Source organism: Leptospira haakeii (assembly GCF_002812045.1).
In the GTDB taxonomy this organism is placed as follows: Bacteria; Spirochaetota; Leptospiria; order Leptospirales; family Leptospiraceae; genus Leptospira_B; species Leptospira_B haakeii.
On record NZ_NPEG01000001.1, the window covers coordinates 1,036,511 to 1,058,900 of the forward strand.

The window sequence follows — 22,390 nt, forward strand, 5'->3', positions numbered from 1 at the left end:
ATGGAAGAGTTTACGTTTTGATTTCAAGAAAAAAATTTTTTACGCTTAATAAAATCAAAATCGTAATGTTCGAACGCTGTTCTATAAGATGTAACAAATGCTATACATTTCTATTTTCCTATTTTATAATATGAATGTATAATTATTGTGCTGATGAACATTTGTTAGTTAAACAAGTTAGTTAACAATCGTTCGTTAATTGTGTTTGATCATTGGCTGAGATTTTTTATTTTTGTATATGAAATGTTAAAATAAATGAACGTTTGTTTACATTATATTAATAAAATATAATGTAATTTATGAAGGTGGAGAAGGGTTGTATGAAAAGATATTCGTTTTACGGCGCTCTATTATTGATTTGCATATATTTGATCTGGGCTTATTCTTTTTTAGGAAATTCACCGAAAGAGAGGGTTTTTGAGATCAGTTCTTACACATATGGAAAGAATTCCGGCAAAGGAAATTTGATTGGGGTCGAACCTTTTATGACTCCCGGTGATTATTCGAGTCACGATAGGTTCTTGGATAAAACTGAATCTTATTTAATAAATGCTAAACAGTCAGGGTGGATCACTGATGAGACAATTTTCGTTTTTCCTGAATATTATGGAACTTGGTTGGTTGTTTCAGGGGAAAAATCATCTTTATATACTTCTCCTGACTTGAAATCCGGAATGATATACTTTATTCTTCGAAATCCTTTTTCGTTTTTATATCATCTTCTTGTTTCTAAGGAGAGTGATAAGGTGCAAGCGGCTATATTTAAGATCAAAGCGGATGAGATGAAAGAGATCTATGAGAGCACCTTCTCCGCTCTTGCTCAAAAATATCGAGTAACGATCTTGGCGGGCTCTATTGTTTTACCTTCTCCTTCTGCTCGGAATGGAAAAATAGTTTTAGGTCCTTCTTCTTTATATAATACGAGTTTTGTGTTCGGAAAAGATGGAGCCGTTTTAGGAGAGCCTATTCGTAAAAAGTTTTTAACGGAAGAAGAGAAACCGTTTTTAGATTCTAATTTGAAACCGGGGACAGTTATAGATACACCTGCAGGTAAAATGGGAGTTTTGGTTTGTGCGGACTCTTGGTACCCTGAGTCTTATTCTAATCTGAAAGAATCCGGCGCGGATTTTGTCGCAGTTCCTTCTTACATAAATCGGGGAGAAACTTCTGTTTGGAACCAGGCTTGGGCAGGATATAATGGAGAAAAAAATCCTTCCGATGTGGATCTAAAAGATATCGGGAAGATCACCGAAGGGCAGGCCTGGAAAAAATACGCGTTAGAAACAAGGGCTGCCAGATCCGGATTTAAAAACGGGATTAATGTGTTTTTACAAGGAAAACTTTGGGACCTGGAATCGGATGGCCAAGCTTTTATCTTGAGGAACGGAAAACCGGAAACCGTTTCGGTTTCCGAACATAATAAAAATAGAATATTTAATCTTTGGTTTTAGGACTTCAGTTTGCTTAAAAAATCCGAAGAGACTCCGCTTGTAGGTAAAAGTATAACTTCTCCTTTTTTTAAGGGGACTTTTGGTACCATATATTCCACTCCTGCAAACCAGGGGAGAAAATATTTACTTACGGCCATTACTCCGGAAACATCAAATCCGGTCGTAGCGATTACTTTAATTCCTGGGAATCCATCTTGATAGATTTTACGGATCATCCAAAGCCCGGATGTTTGGGTTTCCATCGTGATATCAGTAATGACTGCTTTAAGTTTCTGTTTATTCGCAAGATAAAGATCCCAGCCTTGGGAAGCGTCAATAGCGCGAAGAACTTCGCATCCGTTTTCCTGCAGATAAGTTTTTAGATTATTAGCGTAACGATCATTATCATCTACTACAAGAACTAATGGTTTCAAGGCAGCATCCCCACTCCGGCGTATTGGTTGTCCGTAAGTTTTCTATAAAGACCGTTCATTTCCATTAGAGAAGTATGATTTCCTTCTTCTATAATCCTTCCGTTGTCCATAACAAGTATGCGTGGGATATCTTTGATTGTGGAAAGTCTATGTGCGATCACGAACGTGGTACGGTTTGCGAATAATCTGCGGAATGCATCGCTCACTAATCTTTCTGACTCGGCATCTAAAGCGGAAGTTGCCTCGTCTAAGATCATTATTTCAGGATCTCTTAATAGAGCTCGTGCGATCACAAGTCTTTGTCTTTGTCCGCCTGAAAGGTTTAAACCTCTTACTCCCAAGATACTATCGTATCCATTGTCCATTTGTTTAATGAAGTCATGAGCGTGAGCAAGTCTTGCAGCTCGAATCACATCTTTACGAGTAGCTCCCGGTTTCCCGTAAGCGATATTATCTGCGACCTTTCCATGAAATAGAAAAATGTCTTGGGTTACGATACCTATTTTTCTACGAAGATCTGCAAGGGAAAGATCTTTGATATTCTGCCCATCGAATTCGATTGATCCTACGCTTGGATCAAAGAATCTAGGAATTAAATCCATCAGTGTGGACTTCCCACAACCGCTGGCACCAACGATCGCGATAGTCTCTCCCACCTTCACGTTCAAATTAATATCTTTCAGGACTTCTGCATTTGTTCCCGGATACGCGAAGTTAATCCCTTTGAATTGGATAGACTCTGTAACTCTTTCTACTTTTACTTTTTCATCTTCGCTATGATCTTCCGTTTCCAGATCAATGATCTCGAAGATCCTTCTTCCTGCGATTATTGATTGGGAAATTTTTCCCACCATTTGTGATAACTGTGTTAAGGGGCGTAAAAGGAAAAGAAGAGTGAGTAGGAACACCATGAACTGTCCTACTGTGAATGGAGACCCGACATTTCCTGCGAGAATGTATCTTGCGCCCAAAGCAAAAAATCCAAGAGCTACTAAAGAAGAAGTTAACTCTACTAAGCTTGGTGCGATCTGAAGATAATATTGTCCTTTAAAATTCCTACGATAAACGTTCTGGTTAATCTTCTGGAATTTTTCCTTTTCATACTTCTCCGTATTAAAAACACGGATTACCTTGATCCCGGAAATCATCTCTTGCAAATTTGCGTTTAGATCAGCTAATTTTTCTTGGAATCTTTCAGTAGATCTTGTGATTTTTTTTGTGAATAAGGTCACAGGCAGAATGATCAAAGGAACTGTTCCACATGCGATAAGAAGAAGTTCCGTATTCAAATAAAGTAATACTAAAAGGTGAGTGATCACATAGAAAAAGTTGATGGTAGCATCTCTAAAATTAGAAGAGATCACTGCTGCCACAACTTCTACGTCGTTGATGATTCTGCTCATCAAAAGTCCCGTTTTTTCCTTAAAGAAAAAAGTAAGAGGGAGCATTTGATTTTTCTCGAATAATTCCTGTCGTATATCTCGAACGGCCCAATAACCCGCGGTCGCAAGACAATACACCGAAGCAAGATATGTAATTAGTTTAAGTCCATATAAAGGAAGGATCAAAAGGCAGACTGCCCAGACAACTTCCTTAGGTTCCATATACTTGGTGCGTCCGTTAGACCATCTTTTAACGTCGATAAGGACTTTCTTAGCTCTTTCTACGGGGTTTAAACGGATCTCAAGATTGGATTCTTCCTTAGCAATGATCTCTTGTTCCGCTTCTGTGAATTCAAATTGGAAGCGAGTGTTCGGATCCGCTGCCATAGTATCGAAAAGAGGAATGATAGAAGTTAAGGAGACTGCGTTTAAGATAGCAGTCAGCAGAGCGAACGCAATACCTAATGAAAATCTGTACTTATAGCGTACTGAATAACTCATTAAGCGGAAAAATATTTTCATTTGTTTTATGCTTCTGAAACGATTCGAGAAAAGTTTCTCACCAGTTCCAATCCGTTTTGGGTCATAATAGACTCCGGATGGAATTGAACTCCATATAAATGAGGTTTTGTTTTATGACGCACTCCCATGATAATCCCATCTTCCGTCTTAGAGGAAACTTCTAAAACATCCGGAAGACTTTCAGGTTGGATCACAAGAGAATGATATCTGGTAGCTAAAAATGGAGAAGGTAAGGACTTATAAATATCTTTACCATCATGTTCTATCAAACTTACTTTACCGTGCATGATATTTGGAGCGTTTACTATCTTTCCGCCATGAACAAGACCAATGGCTTGGTGACCTAAACATACACCTAAGATCGGCAGTTGTCCCGCCAGTTCTTTTAAAATATCAATACAAACTCCCGAATCTTCAGGACGTCCCGGACCTGGACTTAAGATAATCCCTTTCGGAGCTAAACTTTTGATCTCGCTCAGATCTATTTTATCATTTCGAAAAACTTCTACCTTATTGCCAATCTGTGAAAAATACTGATACAGATTGTATGTAAAAGAATCGTAATTGTCTACGAGAAGGATCATCTATTCCACTCTCCTTTCAATCCGTTCCTTGCGAAGTCCACAGCGCGGAGTAATGCGGCCATTTTGTTTTTGGTTTCTTCTAATTCGCCTTCAGGAGAAGAATCGTAAACAACTCCGCCACCAGCTTGCACGAATGCCTTCTCTCCGTAAAAAGATATGGTGCGGATCACGATTGCCATGTCAGTATCTCCTTGGTAGGAGATATAACCTAAGGCTCCTGAATAAATTCCTCTTCGGGTCCTTTCTAATTCGTCTATGATTTCCATAGCCCTGATCTTAGGTGCGCCAGAAACCGTTCCTGCAGGTAGGGTAGCGCGGAGAAGATCATAAACAGATTTTCCTTCTTCCAAAATGCCGGAACATTGGCTCACGATATGCATAACGTGGGAGTATTTCTCTATAATTTTGAAGTCTTCTACTCGAACACTTCCTGCTTCACAAACTCTGCCTAAGTCATTTCTCCCTAGGTCAACTAACATGATATGTTCTGCGATCTCTTTAGGATCCGCTAAAAGATTTTCTTCCAAAAGTCTATCTGCTTCCGGATTAGCTCCTCTTGGTCTTGTTCCTGCGATCGGTCTTAAATAAGTTTTTCTGTCCTTACATTTTACCATAATCTCAGGAGAAGATCCTACTAAGGAAATATCATCCAACTTTAGGAAATACATATAAGGACTTGGATTTACTGTTCTTAATCCGCGATATACTTGGAAAGGAGGAACACCTGGTCGGAATTCCAACTTTCTAGAAGGAACTACTTGGAAGATATCCCCCGCATAAATGTATTCCTTCGCTTTCTGGACTGCTTTTTTATAATCCTCATCAGGGATATTAGGAGTGTATTCTAATTTCTCTTTAGACTCAAGAGGGTGTTTAACCCAACCAGGAAGTTCTCCTTCTCTGATCTCTTTTTCAATCGCATCAATTCTTTCTAATGTAGCTTCGTAACAAGCTTTAGGATCTTCGTATTCAGAAAGACGCGCATTTACAACGATCCTTAAGAGGCGATCTACATGATCGACTATAAGAACCTCGTCGTATAATGCAAAGTATGCGTCAGGAGCCGGTTCATCTTCCGGCTTAGTATCCGGGATATTCTCGTAATAACGGACTGCTCCAAAGGAAAGAAAACCTACTGCTCCACCTTGAAAAGAGGGAAGTCTATGATCCGGAACGTATTTGTCGTCCCCCATGGAATATTCCAATAGGAATAAAGGATCGTAAGTGATTATTTCTGTTTCGGGTTCTTTTCTTTTGGAAACATAGAATAGACCATTCTTACCATAGAGCAATCTATAAGGATCTTTTCCTAAGAAGGAATTCCTACCGACATTCTCTCCACCTTCTACTGATTCTAAGAGAAAAGAATGTTTGGCCTCGGTGCCTCCCCATTTTGCAAAAAGAGACACCGGGGTTTCCAAATCCAAGAAGACTTGTTTGAAAACCGGGATCAGATTCCCGGATTTTGTTTTCTCCAGGAATTCTTCGTATGTTAAGGAAAATTCCTTCAGAGGTTCGGTCCTTCTATCCCTTTACCTTCTGTTAGGTAGCGAGAGATGATCAATCTTTGGATTTGAGAAGTACCTTCGTAAATTTGGAAAATTTTAGCGTCTCTCATCAGTTTTTCAACTGGATATTCGGAGTTAAAACCGTAACCGCCTAATACTTGAACCGCGTCAGTCGTGATTCTCATACATGCATCAGCACAGAATGCTTTAGCGATGGAAGCTTGGTAAGTATTTCTGAAACCGTTATCAATTAACCAAGCTGCTTGGTGGCAAAGAAGTCTTCCTGCTTCGATGTCTCTCGCCATCTCAGCAATCATAAAAGAAATAGCCTGGTTCTCTACGATAGGTTTACCAAATGCAGTTCTAGTTTTAGCATATTCTAATGCATGTTCCATAGCGGCTCTTGCAACACCAACTGCTCCGATTGCAACACCTGGGCGAGTATGATCGAATGCTCCCATTGCGATCTTAAATCCATCTCCTTCTTGGCCGATCATTTGGCTTTTGTGGACTTTCACTTCTTCGAAAGTGATCCCTCTGGTGTCGGAACATTTTTGTCCCATGTTCAATTCTTTTTTGCCAACGACCACACCAGGAGTTTTGGAACTAACTATAAATCCTGTGATACCTTTATGACCAGCAGCAGGATCAGTTTTAGTAAGAACGAAAAACCAATCTGCATAACCTGCGTTAGTGATCCACATCTTAGAACCGTTGATGATATACTCATCTCCAACTTTTCTAGCAGTAGTGCGGATACCCGCAACGTCAGAACCTGCGCCTGGTTCAGTTACTGCGTAAGCACAGAGTTGGAATTGCTCAGTCATAGGTTGAACCCATTTTTTAAGGACTTCGTCACTTGCTCCGATAAGCACCGGTGCTAATGCAAGGTTGTTTGCAAGGATGGCAGTCGCCATCGCGGAACATCCCCAAAACAATTCTTCGCCGACGATAACGTCATCTAATTCGTGCATTCCGGCTCCGTTATATTTTTCCGGAATATGGATATTCATTAAGCCGATTTCCCAGGCCTTTTTCAAGATCTGAAGAGGGTATTCTCCCGTTTTATCATGATGTTCCGCTTTGGGGCGGATCTCATTTTTTGCAAAATCTCTGGCAAGACCTCTGAGCGCTTTTTGATCGTCTGAAAGAGCGAAATCCATTATAACTATAACCTTAATTGGAATGAGGGTAATCAGCGGGAGACGCGATGTATGAACCCTGGGAACAGGTTCTAAGCGGAAGGGTACCGAGTCAAGAACGTACGATTGGATTAGAAGAGACGAGAAAAATCCAGAAATCGTTTAAATGCCGAGAAGAGGGCATTGGTTTGGGGCCCTATCTTTGGAAATAAATTTCCTATCAAGAAACAAAGAGCGACAAACTCTCTTCCGCTAAGACCCAAATGGGTCCCGATTTAGTTCCATAGCGGAGGTTTCAAATCCTTCTTTTAAATCGGTTTTATAAAAAAAGAAGAAGGCTAAATTAGCGAAATTTTATATAAACTTTTGAATTTTGATTGTGGGCGGTCTGAATTTTTTCGGATTATCTTTTACCTCGGGCCTGGGAGTTTTTCCAGGTCCAAAAAACTAAAAGGATAAAATCCATGAAAAAACTAGTATTAGCGCTTACCACTCTTTCTCTCGTTGCAGCTTTCGCACTAAGCGCAGAAGAGAAAAAAGAGGCTCCTAAAAAAGAGGAAGCAAAGAAAGAAGCTCCAAAAGCTGACGCTAAGAAAGAAGCAAAAAAATAATCCCGAAAGGGTTTATTGACGTCAGCACTGGATATAAGAGTGCAGCGACAAAGGGCCTCCCGCAAAGGAGGCCCTCTTTATTTCAATACAGCAAAAAGAACTATGTATTAGTCGCTCTTCAAAAAAGGATCCGGCAGGTTTAAGCCACACCGGATATAAGAGTGAAGCGACGATAGGAGTCCAAAGACTCCTGTTTCTTATTCATAAGATCATCCCCTCATTGTCAGCTATTTTTTCCCGATTAGGCCCTTCTGCGCCTTCTGGCCAATCATGTGTGATTGCGGATTTTTTATCTGTTATAACATAATTTTTGCTTGTAAAACAGATACGGATCTGGTATGGTCTTTTGCACACCGGAAGCAAAAACGGAAGGTGGAATTAAGGAAAAGGAAGAATTCCAAATGAAAAAACTAGTATTAGCAATCACCACTTTGTCTCTTGTAGCAGCTTTTGCTTTAAGCGCGGAAGAAAAGAAAGAAGCTCCTAAAAAAGAAGAAGCAAAGAAAGAAGCTCCAAAAGCTGATCCTAAAAAAGACGCAAAGAAATAATATAAGAACGGAAACCTTGATTTCCGAACTTCGATTATTCTCTAGATCATTTCTCCGGGCCGTCCGAGAAATCGGGCGGCTTTTGCGTTTAGGCTCCCAATATTTGGGATTTCATAAAATGAGCGGACCTTCTTCCTAATTCTAAAGCCAATCTTCCGTTTTCCATTTTGTTCGGATGAAGATAAGGAGTATTGGTCACTACTCTGATAATTTTTTTGCCATACTTCTTAGCTAATAACTCTTTAAGATCTCTTGTCTCACTTGCGATTACACTCACGCAAGAATCAAAAGCTCTCATTAGTATTTTATCCGAAACAGGTTTGCGGTTTTCAATATCATGGATAACGATCCTTTTGATACTTGGATCCAATATAAATTCTTTGATCGGTTCTGCATCGGCAACCCCACCGTCTAAAAATTCCTCTCCTTTTAGGTTTGGAATTTCGAATAGAATGGGAAAGGTCATGGATGCCATGATCATATCTACGATATTTCCTTCGGTTTTTAATTCTCTGATACCTTTGGAAAGATTGGAAACTGCGATCCCCATCTTGATCGGCATCTCGGAAATGTCCTTACCTCCTAAGTAGGGTTCTAATAAGGTTCTGATCTTTTTTCCGGAAAGAATGCCTGAATAATTTTTAAGTCCTTTTCTAAACGGTTTCAAAAACTGACTGAAAAAGTTTCCGTCCCAAAAATCGCTTTTTTGCAAAGTAAGAATGAATCTTGTGATCTCTTCCGGGGGAATTCCGGCAGAAACCAAGGAACCGATTAACGCACCTGAACTAGAACCTGCGATTGCTGCAGGTTTGAAACCGATCTCTTTTAACCCTAGGGAAAAACCTGAATGTGCATAGAAGCCGAAAAATGCTGAGTTCAATGCCAGCGCGTCATACGATTTTTTAAAGATAAGATTCGGCGATTTTTTGGAAGCCATTGCGAATTTCTTAATTCGGAGGGTAACTTTGTCCAGAATTTTACCTCAACTTTTAGGACTTTCGTTTTACGAATTCGGAAGAATCATCTTGAAACAATTCAATTCTGGGAGTATCACTATGGTATGAGCTATCGAACTTTTTACGTCACCACGAAGAACGAGACAGAGGCTTTAAAAATCGCGGAAACTTTAGTGAACGAAAGACTGGTTGCCTGCGCCAATTTGATCCCCGGTATGAAATCTATTTATAGATGGCATGGAAGATTGGAGCATAATCAGGAAACGGTTCTTTTGTTAAAAACTAAAGATTCTGAGGCGGAAAAAGTCGTAGCAAGAATTTCGGAACTACATAGTTACACGGTCCCTTGTATTGTTTCCTGGGAAATCAAAGAGGCGAACCAAAAGTATTTGCGTTGGATAGATTCGGAAATCGGAAAATAATTCTTTCCCTTTAAACATTCTTTCCATACATTCGGATATTTTTATCGAGTCTCTTGGTTGGAAATTCCGACAGATTCGTGACTGAGGCGGATGAATGGAAGAAAAAGCGGAAAAGTTTTGGACCTGGTTTTCCCAAAACAGCCGGTATTACACTAAACTAGATGACCTGGAAGATAAAGAAAGAGATCGGCTTTTGGACGATCTGATGGATCGACTCCAGGAAGTGAATTCCGAGTTTTTTTTCGAGATCGGCGGGGGAGATGAAAGTCCTCACGAATTCACAGTTGTCACAGCAGGAGACGAGGACCTGTACGCTGAGGCGGAAAGATTTGTAGACCTTGCCCCCGAAATTTCAGGCTGGGATGTATTTTCCGTAGACCAATACCAAGAAAAAGGCACAGTCGTATTTCACGAAGGTTTGGAATTGGATTCGGAAGAGATCTGGTTCCTACCTTTAGAGAACACCAGTCTTCCTAAAAGTTTCGGAGTTCGGATCTGTTTCCCTGATTTCCCGAACGTAGAATCGAGTCCCCATCTTAAAAAAGCAGTCGGCCTATTATTAGAAGCTCTTCTTGGCGAAGATACTTATACGAAAGAAATAGGATATTATGAGATTGGAATGCTTCCTGATGATCCAGAAGAAGAAGGATTTATAGAACTAGTTGAATTGCCTGACTATATCCAGTGGCGAAAGGAAAGAGAGGCATAAAAAAAGGCGGGCAAGCCCGCCGTTAAAAAAGGGTGAATGGAAATCCGAAATTAATTCTCCGATTGGATTACTAAAGTGGATTGTGGGCTCTTGGAATGTTTCACATCCAGACCATAAATCAGCACAGTCGGCACCGAGTATTGGGAATCGAAAGTATCGATTGCAATCGCAATCTTATTTCCTGCAGGAACATCATAAGCTACCGCATTTAGGTCGATAGACATATCTTTTGTTTCATACCATCCCGCATCGAAAATAGTTCCGGTACCATGAGTGATCAAAGTAGCGGTGCCATATTTATCTACATCGTAGAAGTAAACGTTCACGTTGGCCTTTCCAAGGCTGGAAGAGATCCTTCCATTCCAGAACATTTTACCTCTGATCTTCAATGCAGAACTTAAATTAGAAGATTGGTAAACGATACCATTCACTCTGCTTACTAAACCTAAATTGGTTGTTACAGGGATTTCTGCATGAGCAGCAAGAATATCCGCAAGTAATGGAAATCCGGTGCTTGCAGCAGTGTCCGCTCCTGAAAGAATTCCAGTATTAGTGACAGTAGTGTTTTGGCTAGTACCAATTTCTCCGTTAGTGAACAGTCCTCTAGGTTTCAAATAAAAAGTTTTATCTGAAACGGTTGGAGAAGGCCAAGAAGGGAGAGTCACTCTCGGGCCAGCAAAACGTTTTTGGAAAGTAACCTGAGGTTTGTCCATGATCCCATTATTGACACCTTTCAACCAATAATCGAACCAATCATATGCGTTATCCCAAACTGTACCGGAAAAACCGAGGATGCCACCGATTTCTGCGGAAGCATGGATCCCTTCGTTCATTAAAAGTTTTTTAGGAACAGTGATCTTAGCATAATAATCTAAAACCGCGTTCGGGTTAAATAAGAAGTCCTCGAAGTTATTCGAGATCATTACCGACTTACCTGCAGAAGCATTCAATTGTCCTACAAAAGTTTCAGGTGAACGATCTGCCGCCCATGTGGTCACAGCATCGATATCCGTATGTTGGATAAGTTTTCCGAAATTCTGTGCGATGATCGGATCAGGTCTTCCTGTGATATAGCTGGAAGCAACGAGTAATAATCCCCAGATCAATCTAGGAGTATCGTTGCCGTAAAGAGAACGTTTTAGATTTCCCCAACCGCTCATTGCAACTGCGGTTTTAATTCTAGGTTCAGTGCTCACACCGGCTAAAGAGATTCCGGCACCGTAAGAGATACCTGAAATACCGATATTTGCAGAATCAGTTTGAGTGTTCGCAAGTAACCAATCGATAATTTTACTTAAGTCAGCTCTGTCTTTTGGACCGGCAGTATCAATGAGTCCTCCGGAAGCTCCAAAACCTCTTGTGCTATAAGAGAGAACAATATATCCCTTTTTAGCGAGTTTCGCAGCAGGAACCAGATACTCATATTTGTTCAATGCCCAGCTATTAACGAAAATTACTGTTGGGTATTTTCCGGTAGGGGAAGGAGTAGAAGGTGTGAAAAGGCTAGCTTCTAACACAACTCCGTCGTTTGCAGTTACCTTAATGGTATTGTCGAAAGTGAAACTTCCGTCGCTCTCTTGTGCGAATGCATTTTGGATCTGACCGCTTGAATCTTCTAACTCGGAAACACCTTTGTTTCCGGAAGCTTGAGCCAAGCTTGGATCTAAGGAAGCTAAGAGGGCTGCAGCTTCCGCATTTTGAGAAGAATCACTTTTACAAGAGTAAAAAGATCCTCCTACGATCATCATTAGTATGCAAAATCGCATAACTAACGTTCGGTATATTTTTCTCATCACTATTCTCCATATGCTTTTTCAGTCTTGGACTTTTTAGCTAATTTATGAATAGGGATTATAAGACAGTTATCAGTAAGGGTCGTCTTGGATTCGAATCTTGGACAAATTAAAAGGTCTTAATTTTTTATTTGAACAAATTTAGAAGAAAACGTTCGTTCAATTAAGAAACTTTAGATTTTCGCAGATACTCTCTAGGGGAAACACCTTGTATGGATTTGAATGCAAGATTGAAAGTCGCCTTTGAGTTAAAGCCGGATCTGTAAGCAACGGAGAGAATATTAGCTCCTTCTTCTTTTTGTAATATACGAACTGCTTCTGCGACACGGAAACCGTTTACAAACTTTGCAAAGTTAGTTCCTTTTCTTTGATTTAGGAATTCAGAAAGTTGATATGGTTTGATGTCTAACTGATTGGATAGTGCGGAAAGAGAAAGGTCTTCTTGTAGATAGATTTTTTCTTTTGACATCAAACTTTCTAAACGATTTTCCAGATCAGTTGTATCTACACCTTCTAATCTGGAATTACGATACGCATCTCTCATAGAAGGACCCATCTCGCTGAAAACTTCAGGTGCATAAATTTGCGCCAGATAACCTGCGACTGCGTAGATTACAGTGCTTAAAACTGAAATGAATAATAAATTAATATCTCTGATTAAATAGGAGATAACAAGGATAGAAGTCACACTTCCGCTTCCGATGATAACGAATAGAAGTATCCTTGCGCCTGCATCTTTTTTCAATCTTTCCAATCTGAAAGCAGCTCTTGTTTGCCAAACAATGGAAGAATAAAATACTAAATTCGCAGAATAGGCACCTAACAAAAGAACGTCCGGCCAACTTGTGGAGCCCTTTTCGAAATAATCGACGGGTCTGCTTCCAAAGATTTGAGGCAAAACTAAATATAGGACAGGAAATAAAATCAGAAGAAGTATTCCGGGAAGATAGAAACTCCTTTCGAATGCTGTGAACTTCTCTTCTCTAACAGTAACTGAATACAAACTGTACATTCCTGGTCCTAGAAACCAGGCGAATGGAATATGAAACTGATTTAAAAACGAAGGTTCGAAATAAATACCCTTCAAAAGAAAATAAACATATAAGAACTGGATAGAAACACAAAAAGATAATAAAGATAAGATCCTTAAACCGGCAGATTTTTCCGGTCGGAGTAGGCATGCCACAGATAGAAGCATACAAAACAACACTCCGAAGAATACGATCTCATGGAAATGAGGAACCACGAACTATTGGATGAATTTTTATCGCCTACTTGTCAAGTTCTTACATTTGGAATAAAAGCACTTAAATCACTTTTCAGGGCGGAAACTTAGGCCGTTTTCGTCTAAAATATCCTGAAAAGAGGCCTGTTTTTTAGGATTCCTTTCTAAGTTTTTGGGGAAATTTTTCGAAACTATTAGTATGGCATTCAGAGGGCTCATCATCCTATTCTTCTTAATACCCTCTTATATATTTTCCGAAACCCCAGTATTATTCAGATGGAAAATGAAATCCGGAGATGATCTGGAATTAAACGAATACCATAGAGTAAAGGCCAGACAAGGCCTGAGAGTTATTAATAGGGAAGATAAAAATCGAATTTTGTTAAAAGCCACATCCTGTAAAAAGGAAGGTTGCGATTTTTCGGCGATATTCGATACCTATATTAAGTTTCCTGAATTAGATCCTGCTTTTTATAAAGACAAAACTTTTAAGAGTAAATTTTATATTTCGGAAATGGGCCAATATACTGTTCCTCCTGAATACAGTATGCCCAATCTAAGATCATTGCCTAGCTTCTCCGCGAAAGAAGTGGGTGTGGGAGAAGAATGGACCAAACCTGCTTCCGAAAGTTTTCAGTTCCCTACAGCCAGAATAGAGATCCCGGTCCAAGCAAAGTACATTTACCAAGGTAAGGGAGACTGGGAATACGCAGGTAAAAAGGGGAACGCAGACCTGATCGAATATAACTATAATTTAATGAAGGAATCTGATCCGATTGCTCAGAATATTCCTTACAAAATTTACGGTTTTGCAAAAGGAAAAGTATTTTTCGATTCCGAACAAGGTGTTCCTAAATATAAGTATGTTCAACTTGCTTATACGTTCGTTTTTCCGAATGGGATCGCACAAGAAATGTCTTTCGAGATCCACGGAGTGTATTCTAAACAAAACTCCGTTACGGAAAACGATAAAGATAAAATTGCGGAAGAGGTCAAAAGAATCCTAGGACCTTTCCCGGAAGGAACTGCTTATCCAAAGAAGAAGCCTACTGGTAAAAAGGGCAACGGACTAGAATGGCCTGAATGGGAAGGAAATCCGGAAGAAGAAGTTGCTGATCGTGCACCGGTGGAGATCAGGAAATCGAATGAGGGTGTTGTACTTTCTTTAGATAACCTTCTTTTTGATTATAATAAATCCGAATTAAAACCGGAAGCCAAAAAGGTCTTGGAAAGGATTGCGGACGTTCTTAAAAAATATCCTGACAGAGAAATTCGCATCGGCGGACATACGGACGATAAAGGAAGCCAAGAGTATAATCTCAAACTTTCCCAAGATAGAGCATTATCAGTTCTCCAAGAATTAAGAGATTCTCATGGAATAGAAGAAACTAGAATGTCTTATAGAGGTTATGGAAAGTCTCAGCCTGTGGCCGAAAATTCCTCAGAATCCGGCAGAGCTAAAAACCGAAGAGTGGATATCACTATCGTTCTGGAATAATATCGGTTTTTGCCCTTTGCAAAAAGTTTAGAATTAAAAGTAATCTTCACTTTTACATTCGTTGTAATGATTATTTTCCATTAAGCAGGAAAGAAGTATATTATTATAGGATTCCGTTCCAGGCTGATGAGCGCCTACTGCTTGGCAAACCGCATCTCTCATCACTTTTCTTCTGTCTTGGCAACGTTCCACAGGATCAATCCCGCAGGATATAAAACCGAATATTAGAATAAGACAAAATACAAGATTTCTAACTTTCATTCTTTTCACCTATTTCTGTTTGGATTGGCAAGCGGATAACATAACGAAGGATATGGAAAAAGCAAGGAGTTTTGGTAAAAACGAAAGTGGAAACTTTGACGTAAAACGGATTCTATTCGTGGATATAACCCCAGCTCTCCAAAACTTTTCGGACTTCTTTTCCTAACGCAGCCTGCTCCGAAGATTCTGAATTTCCGGAAAGTCCAGCATCGTTATAAAAATAAGGTATTTTAGAAGTTTTGAATTCGTAAGGAAGTTTTGCAGACGCCACTGATTCGGGAGAATCTCTATAAATTTTAGAACTCGCTTCCGATAGAATTCCCCATTTTCCGGATTTATAATCTTCGGGTTTTCCATCCTTAAAAATGGATAAACGAAATCCGAAAACAGGTTCTACCGTATAAAAGGAAAGGGTACTTTCTTTGCCTGGGGCTTGTTTTACAGTAAGTGCGGCGGATTTTGTTTCTAATCTATTTTCAGTAATTGGAGAATCAGATTGTATTTTATAAATTCCCGCTTGGATACCAATCTCTATTTTGCGAGTGCATTCCTTTTCGCATGCAGGCAATCTAAGTTTAAAAACATTTTTCTTTAGGCTATGAGAATCCAATTCCTGTCTCGCTTTAGTGAGAAGTGTTGAATTGCTCGCAGAAAGATTTTGTAATTCTCCAGGATCTGAAACCAAAGAATAAAATTCCTCAGACATTTTATGAGGTTCTCCTTCCTTGGTCCTTCTTACAAAATCATAACCTGGATATCTTCGGATCAGTTTGTATTCTTTCGTTCGAATGGATTCTGAAAATCTTCCTTCGGTATATACAAATTCCTCAGATTGCGGACCTTCTTCTCCATACATAGCTTTGGAATAATCATTTCCATCACAAGAACTAGGATCACAAGGTAAACCTAACGCTCCTACTAAAGTGGGAAAAAGAGAAAGTAAAGAAACCTGATCGGAGAAAATCCTTTTTTCAATATTCGATTTTTCTGAGATAGGAGGATGGATGATCCAAGGAACTTTTATTTCTTCGTCGTAATGTGTTTCTCCGTGAGCATGTAAATTTTCTGCCACGAAATGATGGTGATAATAATGTTCCATGGATTGTAATTCTCCATGGTCTGCGACTACTGCAATCCAGGATTTATCGAAGGCTCCCGTCTTTTTAGCTTCTTCCAAAATTTTGCCTATGACCTCATCCGTATATAAGATCTCCGCCATGTATTTTCTTACATAAGGATCGTAGCTATTCCAGATTTTTGGATCAGTCTTTTGGGCCAGAATATCCATATACTTTTTTTCTGGAAGATAAGGATAGTGAGGGGTATTGATATTTATATGAAGGAAGAATCTTCTGTTTTTGTTCTCTTTCAAGAACTTTATGGATTCTGCAAGTATCAGCTCAGTATCGTCTTTGTCTTTTCCAGGTTGAAATAATTTGTGAAATCCTAGATCAACTCCCACTCCTGTATAATCCAGGAGGAATACATTATTCATAAGGCTTGCAGTTAGATAACCCTTGGATCTGAGATGATTCGGTAGTGTTTCCGGTTTTTTAGAATAAAATATTTTTCTATGAAGATTGCTAGAATAGAACCAAGCATTTCCAAGACCTAATTCAGATGCGACCTTGGAAGTAAAAAAGGAAATCATACTTGGTTTGGTCCAATTCCCGTTCGAGAAAGTATTCTCAAAAACGATAGAATCGGAAGCTAGTTTGTCCAGATAAGGACTGGTGGGGACGGGAGAACCGCCGAATCCCAAACGATCTGGCCTAAGCGCATCGACGACGATCAATATTACATTTTCTTTAGGTCCCCAGATTTTTGGATCAGCCACTGAAGCGTATAATGTGGGTTGCCCTACAAACAAAAGATCGTTTTGGTTTTTAGGGATCCATTCAAAATTCCAAATATTAGCGGGGTTCTCTTCTAAAGTTTTGGAAATGGATTCTTGGATCTTGATCTTATGATCGACCCATTCTCTTCCCTGACTTTGTATATCCTCGGAGAATACGATAGTATCTCCCAACTTCACGATCAATTTTCCTGAACTTGGAACATTCTCGCCTGAAGAAGAAAGCGCTGTTGTGGAAAAATCCAAAACAACATTCTGTAGATCATAAAGTTTTGCTCCCGGGATAATAAACTCTGAGGAAATATCACAGCCACCATTTTGGAATAGGAGCAAACTATCTCGTGATTCGTTTAGAAGAGTTTGTTTATCCTTTAAGATAGTAAGTTGAGTGTTTCTCCACTTTTCATTCAGAGGAAGTTCAGAATAACGAGATGGATTTTTTTTATAATGATAAGAGATCTTTTTAATGGCTTCTTCTGAATTTCCTCTGCATATAGTTCCAGACTTTTTTAAAGAACGAAGTCCGTCCCAAACAGGGATTATGGTCTCTTCTTCCTTTGAAAACGATCCTGGAAAAATTTGCCTACAATCCTGTAAAAGATAACAAAGCAGGATCGGGATCAATATTCTAGAAAGTTTGGGACCAAAAGAAATCATGAGAACAAGGACAGAATTTTACTTGAGGGGTCCGCTTACAACCTTTATAGTCCGCAACGCGGGCTTCAGGAGCGGAGCGACTATCATCCGGATGAACACCATTCAGTGAACGGTTGTTTGAACGAACAGAACGTTCGTTACTAAAAATTCAATGGACCTGCGGGATCGGTGTCTAAAAAATAGGGCCATATAAACGATCTTCGATCCTTCGAAGGTTTTTAAACCAATCCCAAGGAAAAGGATTATGGCAGAAAAAGGCATTTCAAAAGACCTGATCGGCACAAAACTCGACTCCTACGAATTCGACGTAGAAAGAGGAAAGATAAAAGAGTTTTGTCTAGCGATCGGCGAAAGCAATCCGATATACTTCGATTTAGAAGCGGCAAAAAAAGCGGGATACGAGGACATTCCAGCTCCTCCTACATTTCCCACAGTGATCCAGTTTTGGGGATACCCTAAAATTTGGAAAGATATGGAGAACATGGGAGTTGATACTTCCAGGATCCTACATCTAAAAGAAAAATATAATTATGTTAAAACTCTTTATCCTGGTAGAGTTTCCTCTCAGGGAGAATGTGTTAACGTAACCGTTGGTAAAATGGATACCATGACTTTCCGCACTACAATTCGTAATGCGAAAGGTGAAACTGTGATCGAAGCAGAGATGTCTATTTTCATCCGTAAACCGGAACAGTGATAGGAGGATTAAGATGAGTAAGATTGAATTCGACAAGTACGAAGTAGGACAAGAACTCCCTCCTATAAAAGTGGATACTATTACACATGCACATCTAGTGCGTTACGCTGGAGCAAGTGGTGATTTTAACCCGATCCATAACGATCCGGATTTCGCTCGTAAGACTGGATTGGACGGAACCATCGCTCATGGTATGTTCGTAATGGCTCAGATCGGAAGACTTTGTACTTCTTGGGCAGACCAAAAACAGATCAAAGAATTCGGAGTTACTTTCAAAGCGATGACCAAGCCAGGACAAAAATTAACTTGTTCCGGTAAGATCAAACGTAAGAAGGAAGAAAACGGAGAAAAACTACTTACAGTAGCTGTAGAAGCTGCTGATGAGTCTGGAGAAGTGAAAGCTTCCGGAGAATTAGTAGTTATCTGCTAATCTTTTCGTTTATCTGAAACTTTAAAAAGCCTCCGAACTCGGAGGCTTTTTTTATGCCTGAGGAAAATTTTAACTTAAAAATGGATTGTTCTTCCTTTGGATTTAGATATGCCTATTGCCCATGATAAACTCTGGTAAAAGTGTACAATATTTCGGGATCTTTTTATTAATCGAAGGATTTCTTCTAATTACCGTTCCGAATTTTTTCTTAAGTCTATTCTTATTAAGTGCAAGCGATGTTTGGGTGAGAGTTGTGGGGCTGACCCTAATCATATTAGGATATTTTTATTTTAGAATGGGACAAGATAATATACGTCCATTCTTAAAATTGACCACCCATTCTAGAACGTTTCAGTTTATAGTCTTGGTTATATTTGTGTTACTCGGTTGGATCCATCCTATGATCTTATTGCCGAGCGGATTCGAATTTTTATGCGGGGTTTGGACCTTCTCCCTTTTAAAAAAGGAAAACGCCTAATTCTTTTAGGCAGGATATTCGGGAGTTTCTCTGGATTCGATCGCGATGATGGTGATATCATCGTATCTTTGTTCATCTCCCCTTGATTTTTCCTCCATTACTACTAATTCTTCTAATAGTTTTTGGAGACTTACCTTGGAAAGTGTGGAGGCCCTAGAGGCAATTGTTTCAACGGTGCTCCATCTGTTCTCCTTTCTTCTGTTCTCAATGAGCCCATCAGAGAAAAGTAATAAACGGCTTCCTGTAGGGAACTTATAGGTCGAGAATTCGATCTCTAGATCATCGAATAGTCCTAATATGGGCCCTGTTTTATGAAGTAATTCGTAATTTCCACCTGGAGAAAGTAAGACTTGATCCGGATGTCCAGCGGAAGCATATAGAACTTCTTTCTTTTCTAAATAGATATCCGCTACAAAACAAGGGAAGATACTTTCTAAGGTATCGAACTTTCTTAAAAATCTTCCATTCAATTCTTTCAATACATGAGTAGGGCAGGGAAGTTTTTTTAGCTCTTCGTATTCTGTCTTTAAGGCCATGGTCATAAGACTTGCTTGCACTCCGTGGCCTACCGCGTCTGCTAAAAGTACTCTTACTTGTCCGGGATTGATCTCTGAGATATCTAAGAAGTCCCCGCCCACTTTTTCCAAAGGTTTGTAAACGTAATCAAAACGGATTCCTTTGATTTCTCTTTCAGGAGGAGTAAGAATTTTCCTTTGTACGTTCTGGGCGATCTCCAACTCTCTATTGATCTGCTGAAGAGTATCGTTTAGGGTTCTGGTTCTATCTTCTACTTTTTGAACCAACTTTTCTTTCATTTCGAAAAGTTCTAAGTTCATGGTTTGTAGATCTTCTGTGAGAAGTTTCGCTTCTTTGTATTTTGAAGAACGATCTGAAGCGATTACCAAAGATTGCAAGAACACAAAAAGTACGAGTGCAATATGTGAAACCTGATGAGAGGAAACTTTTAGGATATAAGTATAAAATAGATCGATCGCTACTCCTAAGAATAATATCCCCGAACCATATAAGATATAAGAAGAGTTATTTTCTTTATCGAAGTCTATTCCGAAGATTACATAGATAACGTAACCGATCGTGATACCTATAAATAAATGGAAATAAGCAACCTTGCTGCTATTAAATTCCAAAGAGCCGAATAAGGTCATTAGAATGAACAGGGATATGATCGCTAAAGAAATTCTTATATATAGTTTAGATGCATAAACGGTAAATGTTTCATAGAAGAATAGCAGATATAATCCTGTCGCGCACATCATGGAGATCTGTTCTATCATCTGTATTCCGTTCTGGTTGATAGAAGGGAAAAATTCCATTAGAAGTCTAGTGTTGGTAACAAGAGTTCTAATGCCGATTGCCATACTCATAAATCCGAAATACAAAGGAGCCTTGCTGGATCTTAAATATAAATAAAGAGAGATATGATAGAGCCCCATGATAATTAAACTGGAGAATGCAAAAATATCTGTGAAGATTGTCCTGGTCCTTGTGGACAACATCACTTCAGAAGGGCCTAACTTAATAGGAGAGCTGATCCCGCCTTGTCTTGCGAAATTATTCGTAACAAAAATTGAAACTTCTATCTGACTGGAACTCGGAACAAAAGAAAAAGATCTGGGTTGCACTCTTGCAACACTTGATTGAGTAGAAGTAGATGGACCTCCGGATTCTCCCTGGAACTCTCCGTCTAAGTATAATCTATAGGAACTCCAAACAGTGCCTAAACCCAGAGTCAGAACCTTCCCCACCCAAACATCTGGCAAAAGGACTTTGAGTCTGTAGGTCGCATAACCTAGTCTTTCATAAGATGGATGTAATTCGGTTTCTCTATTCCAAGAGCCTGGAACAGTCATGTTCCCGTGAAAGGATTCCAAAATTTTTCCTGGCTCTTGGCTCCAGAAAAATTCCCACTCTCCGGATAGATCTACCGGGCCGGAACTTGCACTTTGGATGCCTCTAAGATCGATTACACCTTTATAAGCGCGTAAGTTTTCTTCCTTATGCCATGGGGTGAGAGACAAAAGGAAAATGAGGAAACCGATGGGTCCTAATAAAAAGAATAAATATTTTGCCGTGTGCATTGAGCAGGAAGGTTGCGACCATCCTCCATCGGTTTATATTTTCTCGTCAATCTTTCTCCGACTAACAAGAGTATTCGAGGGAATTTTTGGAAAATAAATAATTTCCAAACTCGACCCTGGAATGTATGACCTTCTACTTTTTGCTTAGATTCCGAAAATACGAAAGAAGTCTCCCAAAGTGTAAATTCAGGGAACTTCAAAGATTATTAGAGGAAAAAAATCGAAAAATTATACGTCCAATTAGGCGTTTTTTGGAAAAAAGAAGTATTTTGGCAAATCGACTTAAAATCTGGAAATTCATGTTGCCATATCGATCCTTTGGAAGAGCATGAAAAAGACCGATACGAATCATAGATATGAACCGTTTTCATTTTTCTAGAAACTATTCTATTTTAGCTAGCGTTACACTTGTATTGGCTTCTTATTCCGCTTGTTCAGGGGAGAAGGATGAGCCGTCCATTCTGGAAATCAGAGATTTATTGGACTCAGGTCATTTAACGGAATCCGTTCAGAAAGCTAAGGATAAGGCGCTTATTACGGGAAAAATGGACCAGGTTCATTATTTGAGAGGCTGGATCCATTATTTACGCAAAGAAGATTCTTCTGCAGAGAAGGAATATAAACTTTGTTTAAAGGAAAATAAAAACTCTATCGATTGCCTTAGAGGTCTTGCTCAAATCGAAAAACATAAACTGAATTATGAAAAGGCAGAAACAAGATACAAACAAGCCTTAGTAATTGCACAAGCCACCAAAGACCTAGAATACAGTTCTATGTTGCTTACTGATCTGGGAAATTTAGCTCTTTCTCAAGATGAAAGAGAAGAAGCTATTGATTGGTATAATAAATCCATCCAAGTAAAACCGGAAGGTTCTGCGTATTACGGACTTGGTTTTGTACATCTATTGAATCGAGACAAGGTAGCTTCTATCCAATCCCTAAAAAAAGGATTAGGAATTGAATATAGAGATCTAATTATCAAAGCGGAAACCTATTATCTTCTGGCAAAGTTACAAAATGATTTCGAAAAAAATCCTCAGGCAGCAAGCGAGTCAGCAAAAAAAGCCTTCGAATTATTTCCAGCAATGGAGAAATACTCAAAATCTTGGGAACAATATTCCAAACTTTCCAGTTCTAAATAAAACAGGA

Annotated in this window: 21 protein-coding genes; 10 read left to right on the plus strand and 11 right to left on the minus strand. The window is 39.3% G+C overall.

Annotated elements, in window-relative coordinates:
• Positions 1-320 precede the first annotated feature (320 nt).
• Complete coding sequence (locus CH377_RS04905) at positions 321-1,451, plus strand: nitrilase-related carbon-nitrogen hydrolase (RefSeq protein ID WP_100722654.1); 1,131 nt, start codon at positions 321-323, stop codon at positions 1,449-1,451.
• Here CH377_RS04905 and CH377_RS04910 read toward each other — a convergent pair.
• From CH377_RS04910 to CH377_RS04930, 5 genes are all read right to left on the minus strand, one after another.
• Positions 1,448-1,864: a response regulator gene (locus CH377_RS04910; RefSeq protein WP_100722655.1), complete on the minus strand. Its 417-nt coding sequence runs from the start codon at positions 1,862-1,864 to the stop codon at positions 1,448-1,450. The genes CH377_RS04905 and CH377_RS04910 overlap by 4 nt on opposite strands.
• Complete coding sequence (locus tag CH377_RS04915) at positions 1,861-3,768, minus strand: ABC transporter ATP-binding protein (RefSeq protein WP_165780450.1); 1,908 nt, start codon at positions 3,766-3,768, stop codon at positions 1,861-1,863. Before CH377_RS04915 ends, CH377_RS04910 begins: the two co-directional genes overlap by 4 nt.
• A gap of 5 nt (positions 3,769-3,773) precedes the next feature.
• On the minus strand, positions 3,774-4,352 hold the full coding sequence (locus CH377_RS04920) for an anthranilate synthase component II (protein ID WP_100722656.1): 579 nt from the start codon (positions 4,350-4,352) through the stop codon (positions 3,774-3,776).
• Complete coding sequence (gene trpE / locus CH377_RS04925; protein ID WP_207797575.1) at positions 4,349-5,773, minus strand: anthranilate synthase component I; 1,425 nt, start codon at positions 5,771-5,773, stop codon at positions 4,349-4,351. The genes CH377_RS04920 and trpE overlap by 4 nt, the downstream gene beginning before the upstream one ends.
• 86 nt (positions 5,774-5,859) lie before the next feature.
• A complete protein-coding gene (locus tag CH377_RS04930) occupies positions 5,860-7,023 on the minus strand; it encodes an acyl-CoA dehydrogenase family protein (RefSeq protein ID WP_100722658.1) in 1,164 nt (387 codons plus the stop codon).
• Positions 7,024-7,466: 443 nt separating this feature from the next.
• Between CH377_RS04930 and CH377_RS19655 the strand changes: the two genes are divergently transcribed.
• Positions 7,467-7,613 carry a hypothetical protein gene (locus CH377_RS19655; RefSeq protein ID WP_165780212.1) on the plus strand — a complete coding sequence of 49 codons (147 nt, stop codon included), beginning with the start codon at positions 7,467-7,469 and terminating at the stop codon, positions 7,611-7,613.
• A 338-nt stretch (positions 7,614-7,951) separates the two neighbouring features.
• Positions 7,952-8,161 (plus strand): hypothetical protein, encoded by a 210-nt coding sequence (locus CH377_RS04935; protein WP_100708342.1) that lies wholly within the window; start codon positions 7,952-7,954, stop codon positions 8,159-8,161.
• Positions 8,162-8,249: 88 nt separating this feature from the next.
• Here CH377_RS04935 and CH377_RS04940 read toward each other — a convergent pair whose 3' ends face one another.
• Positions 8,250-9,098 (minus strand): patatin-like phospholipase family protein, encoded by an 849-nt coding sequence (locus tag CH377_RS04940; RefSeq protein ID WP_100722659.1) that lies wholly within the window; start codon positions 9,096-9,098, stop codon positions 8,250-8,252.
• Positions 9,099-9,221: 123 nt separating this feature from the next.
• Between CH377_RS04940 and cutA the strand changes: the two genes are divergently transcribed.
• A complete protein-coding gene (gene cutA, locus CH377_RS04945; protein ID WP_100722660.1) occupies positions 9,222-9,539 on the plus strand; it encodes a divalent-cation tolerance protein CutA in 318 nt (105 codons plus the stop codon).
• Positions 9,540-9,633: 94 nt separating this feature from the next.
• Positions 9,634-10,248, plus strand: coding sequence for a hypothetical protein (locus tag CH377_RS04950; RefSeq protein WP_100722661.1), 615 nt, complete (start codon positions 9,634-9,636; stop codon positions 10,246-10,248).
• 50 nt (positions 10,249-10,298) lie between these two features.
• Here the strand turns inward: CH377_RS04950 and CH377_RS04955 are convergent, their stop codons facing one another.
• Together CH377_RS04955 and CH377_RS04960 are read right to left on the minus strand one after the other, a co-directional pair.
• A complete protein-coding gene (locus tag CH377_RS04955; RefSeq protein WP_100722662.1) occupies positions 10,299-11,996 on the minus strand; it encodes an alpha/beta fold hydrolase in 1,698 nt (565 codons plus the stop codon).
• Between the two features lie 208 nt (positions 11,997-12,204).
• Positions 12,205-13,239 carry a helix-turn-helix domain-containing protein gene (locus tag CH377_RS04960; RefSeq protein WP_100722663.1) on the minus strand — a complete coding sequence of 345 codons (1,035 nt, stop codon included), beginning with the start codon at positions 13,237-13,239 and terminating at the stop codon, positions 12,205-12,207.
• A 226-nt stretch (positions 13,240-13,465) separates the two neighbouring features.
• Between CH377_RS04960 and CH377_RS04965 the strand changes: the two genes are divergently transcribed.
• Entirely contained in the window at positions 13,466-14,764 is a 1,299-nt protein-coding gene (locus CH377_RS04965) for an OmpA family protein (RefSeq protein WP_100722664.1), read from the plus strand.
• A gap of 33 nt (positions 14,765-14,797) precedes the next feature.
• Here the strand turns inward: CH377_RS04965 and CH377_RS04970 are convergent, their stop codons facing one another.
• Positions 14,798-15,025: a hypothetical protein gene (locus tag CH377_RS04970; protein WP_100722665.1), complete on the minus strand. Its 228-nt coding sequence runs from the start codon at positions 15,023-15,025 to the stop codon at positions 14,798-14,800.
• 112 nt (positions 15,026-15,137) lie between these two features.
• Positions 15,138-17,537: a sulfatase family protein gene (locus tag CH377_RS04975; RefSeq protein WP_100722666.1), complete on the minus strand. Its 2,400-nt coding sequence runs from the start codon at positions 17,535-17,537 to the stop codon at positions 15,138-15,140.
• A 244-nt stretch (positions 17,538-17,781) separates the two neighbouring features.
• Here CH377_RS04975 and CH377_RS04980 point away from each other — a divergent pair, with 244 nt between their 5' ends.
• From CH377_RS04980 to CH377_RS04990, 3 genes are all read left to right on the plus strand, one after another.
• Positions 17,782-18,234: an FAS1-like dehydratase domain-containing protein gene (locus CH377_RS04980; protein ID WP_100706551.1), complete on the plus strand. Its 453-nt coding sequence runs from the start codon at positions 17,782-17,784 to the stop codon at positions 18,232-18,234.
• A gap of 13 nt (positions 18,235-18,247) precedes the next feature.
• Entirely contained in the window at positions 18,248-18,664 is a 417-nt protein-coding gene (locus tag CH377_RS04985; protein ID WP_100722667.1) for a MaoC family dehydratase, read from the plus strand.
• A gap of 121 nt (positions 18,665-18,785) precedes the next feature.
• Positions 18,786-19,142, plus strand: coding sequence for a hypothetical protein (locus CH377_RS04990; protein ID WP_100722668.1), 357 nt, complete (start codon positions 18,786-18,788; stop codon positions 19,140-19,142).
• Between the two features lie 5 nt (positions 19,143-19,147).
• On the opposite strand, the gene CH377_RS04995 is transcribed toward CH377_RS04990, so the two are convergent.
• A complete protein-coding gene (locus CH377_RS04995; RefSeq protein ID WP_100722669.1) occupies positions 19,148-21,241 on the minus strand; it encodes a PP2C family protein-serine/threonine phosphatase in 2,094 nt (697 codons plus the stop codon).
• Between the two features lie 356 nt (positions 21,242-21,597).
• Between CH377_RS04995 and CH377_RS05005 the strand changes: the two genes are divergently transcribed.
• On the plus strand, positions 21,598-22,383 hold the full coding sequence (locus CH377_RS05005) for a tetratricopeptide repeat protein (protein ID WP_100722671.1): 786 nt from the start codon (positions 21,598-21,600) through the stop codon (positions 22,381-22,383).
• Positions 22,384-22,390: the final 7 nt, after the last annotated feature.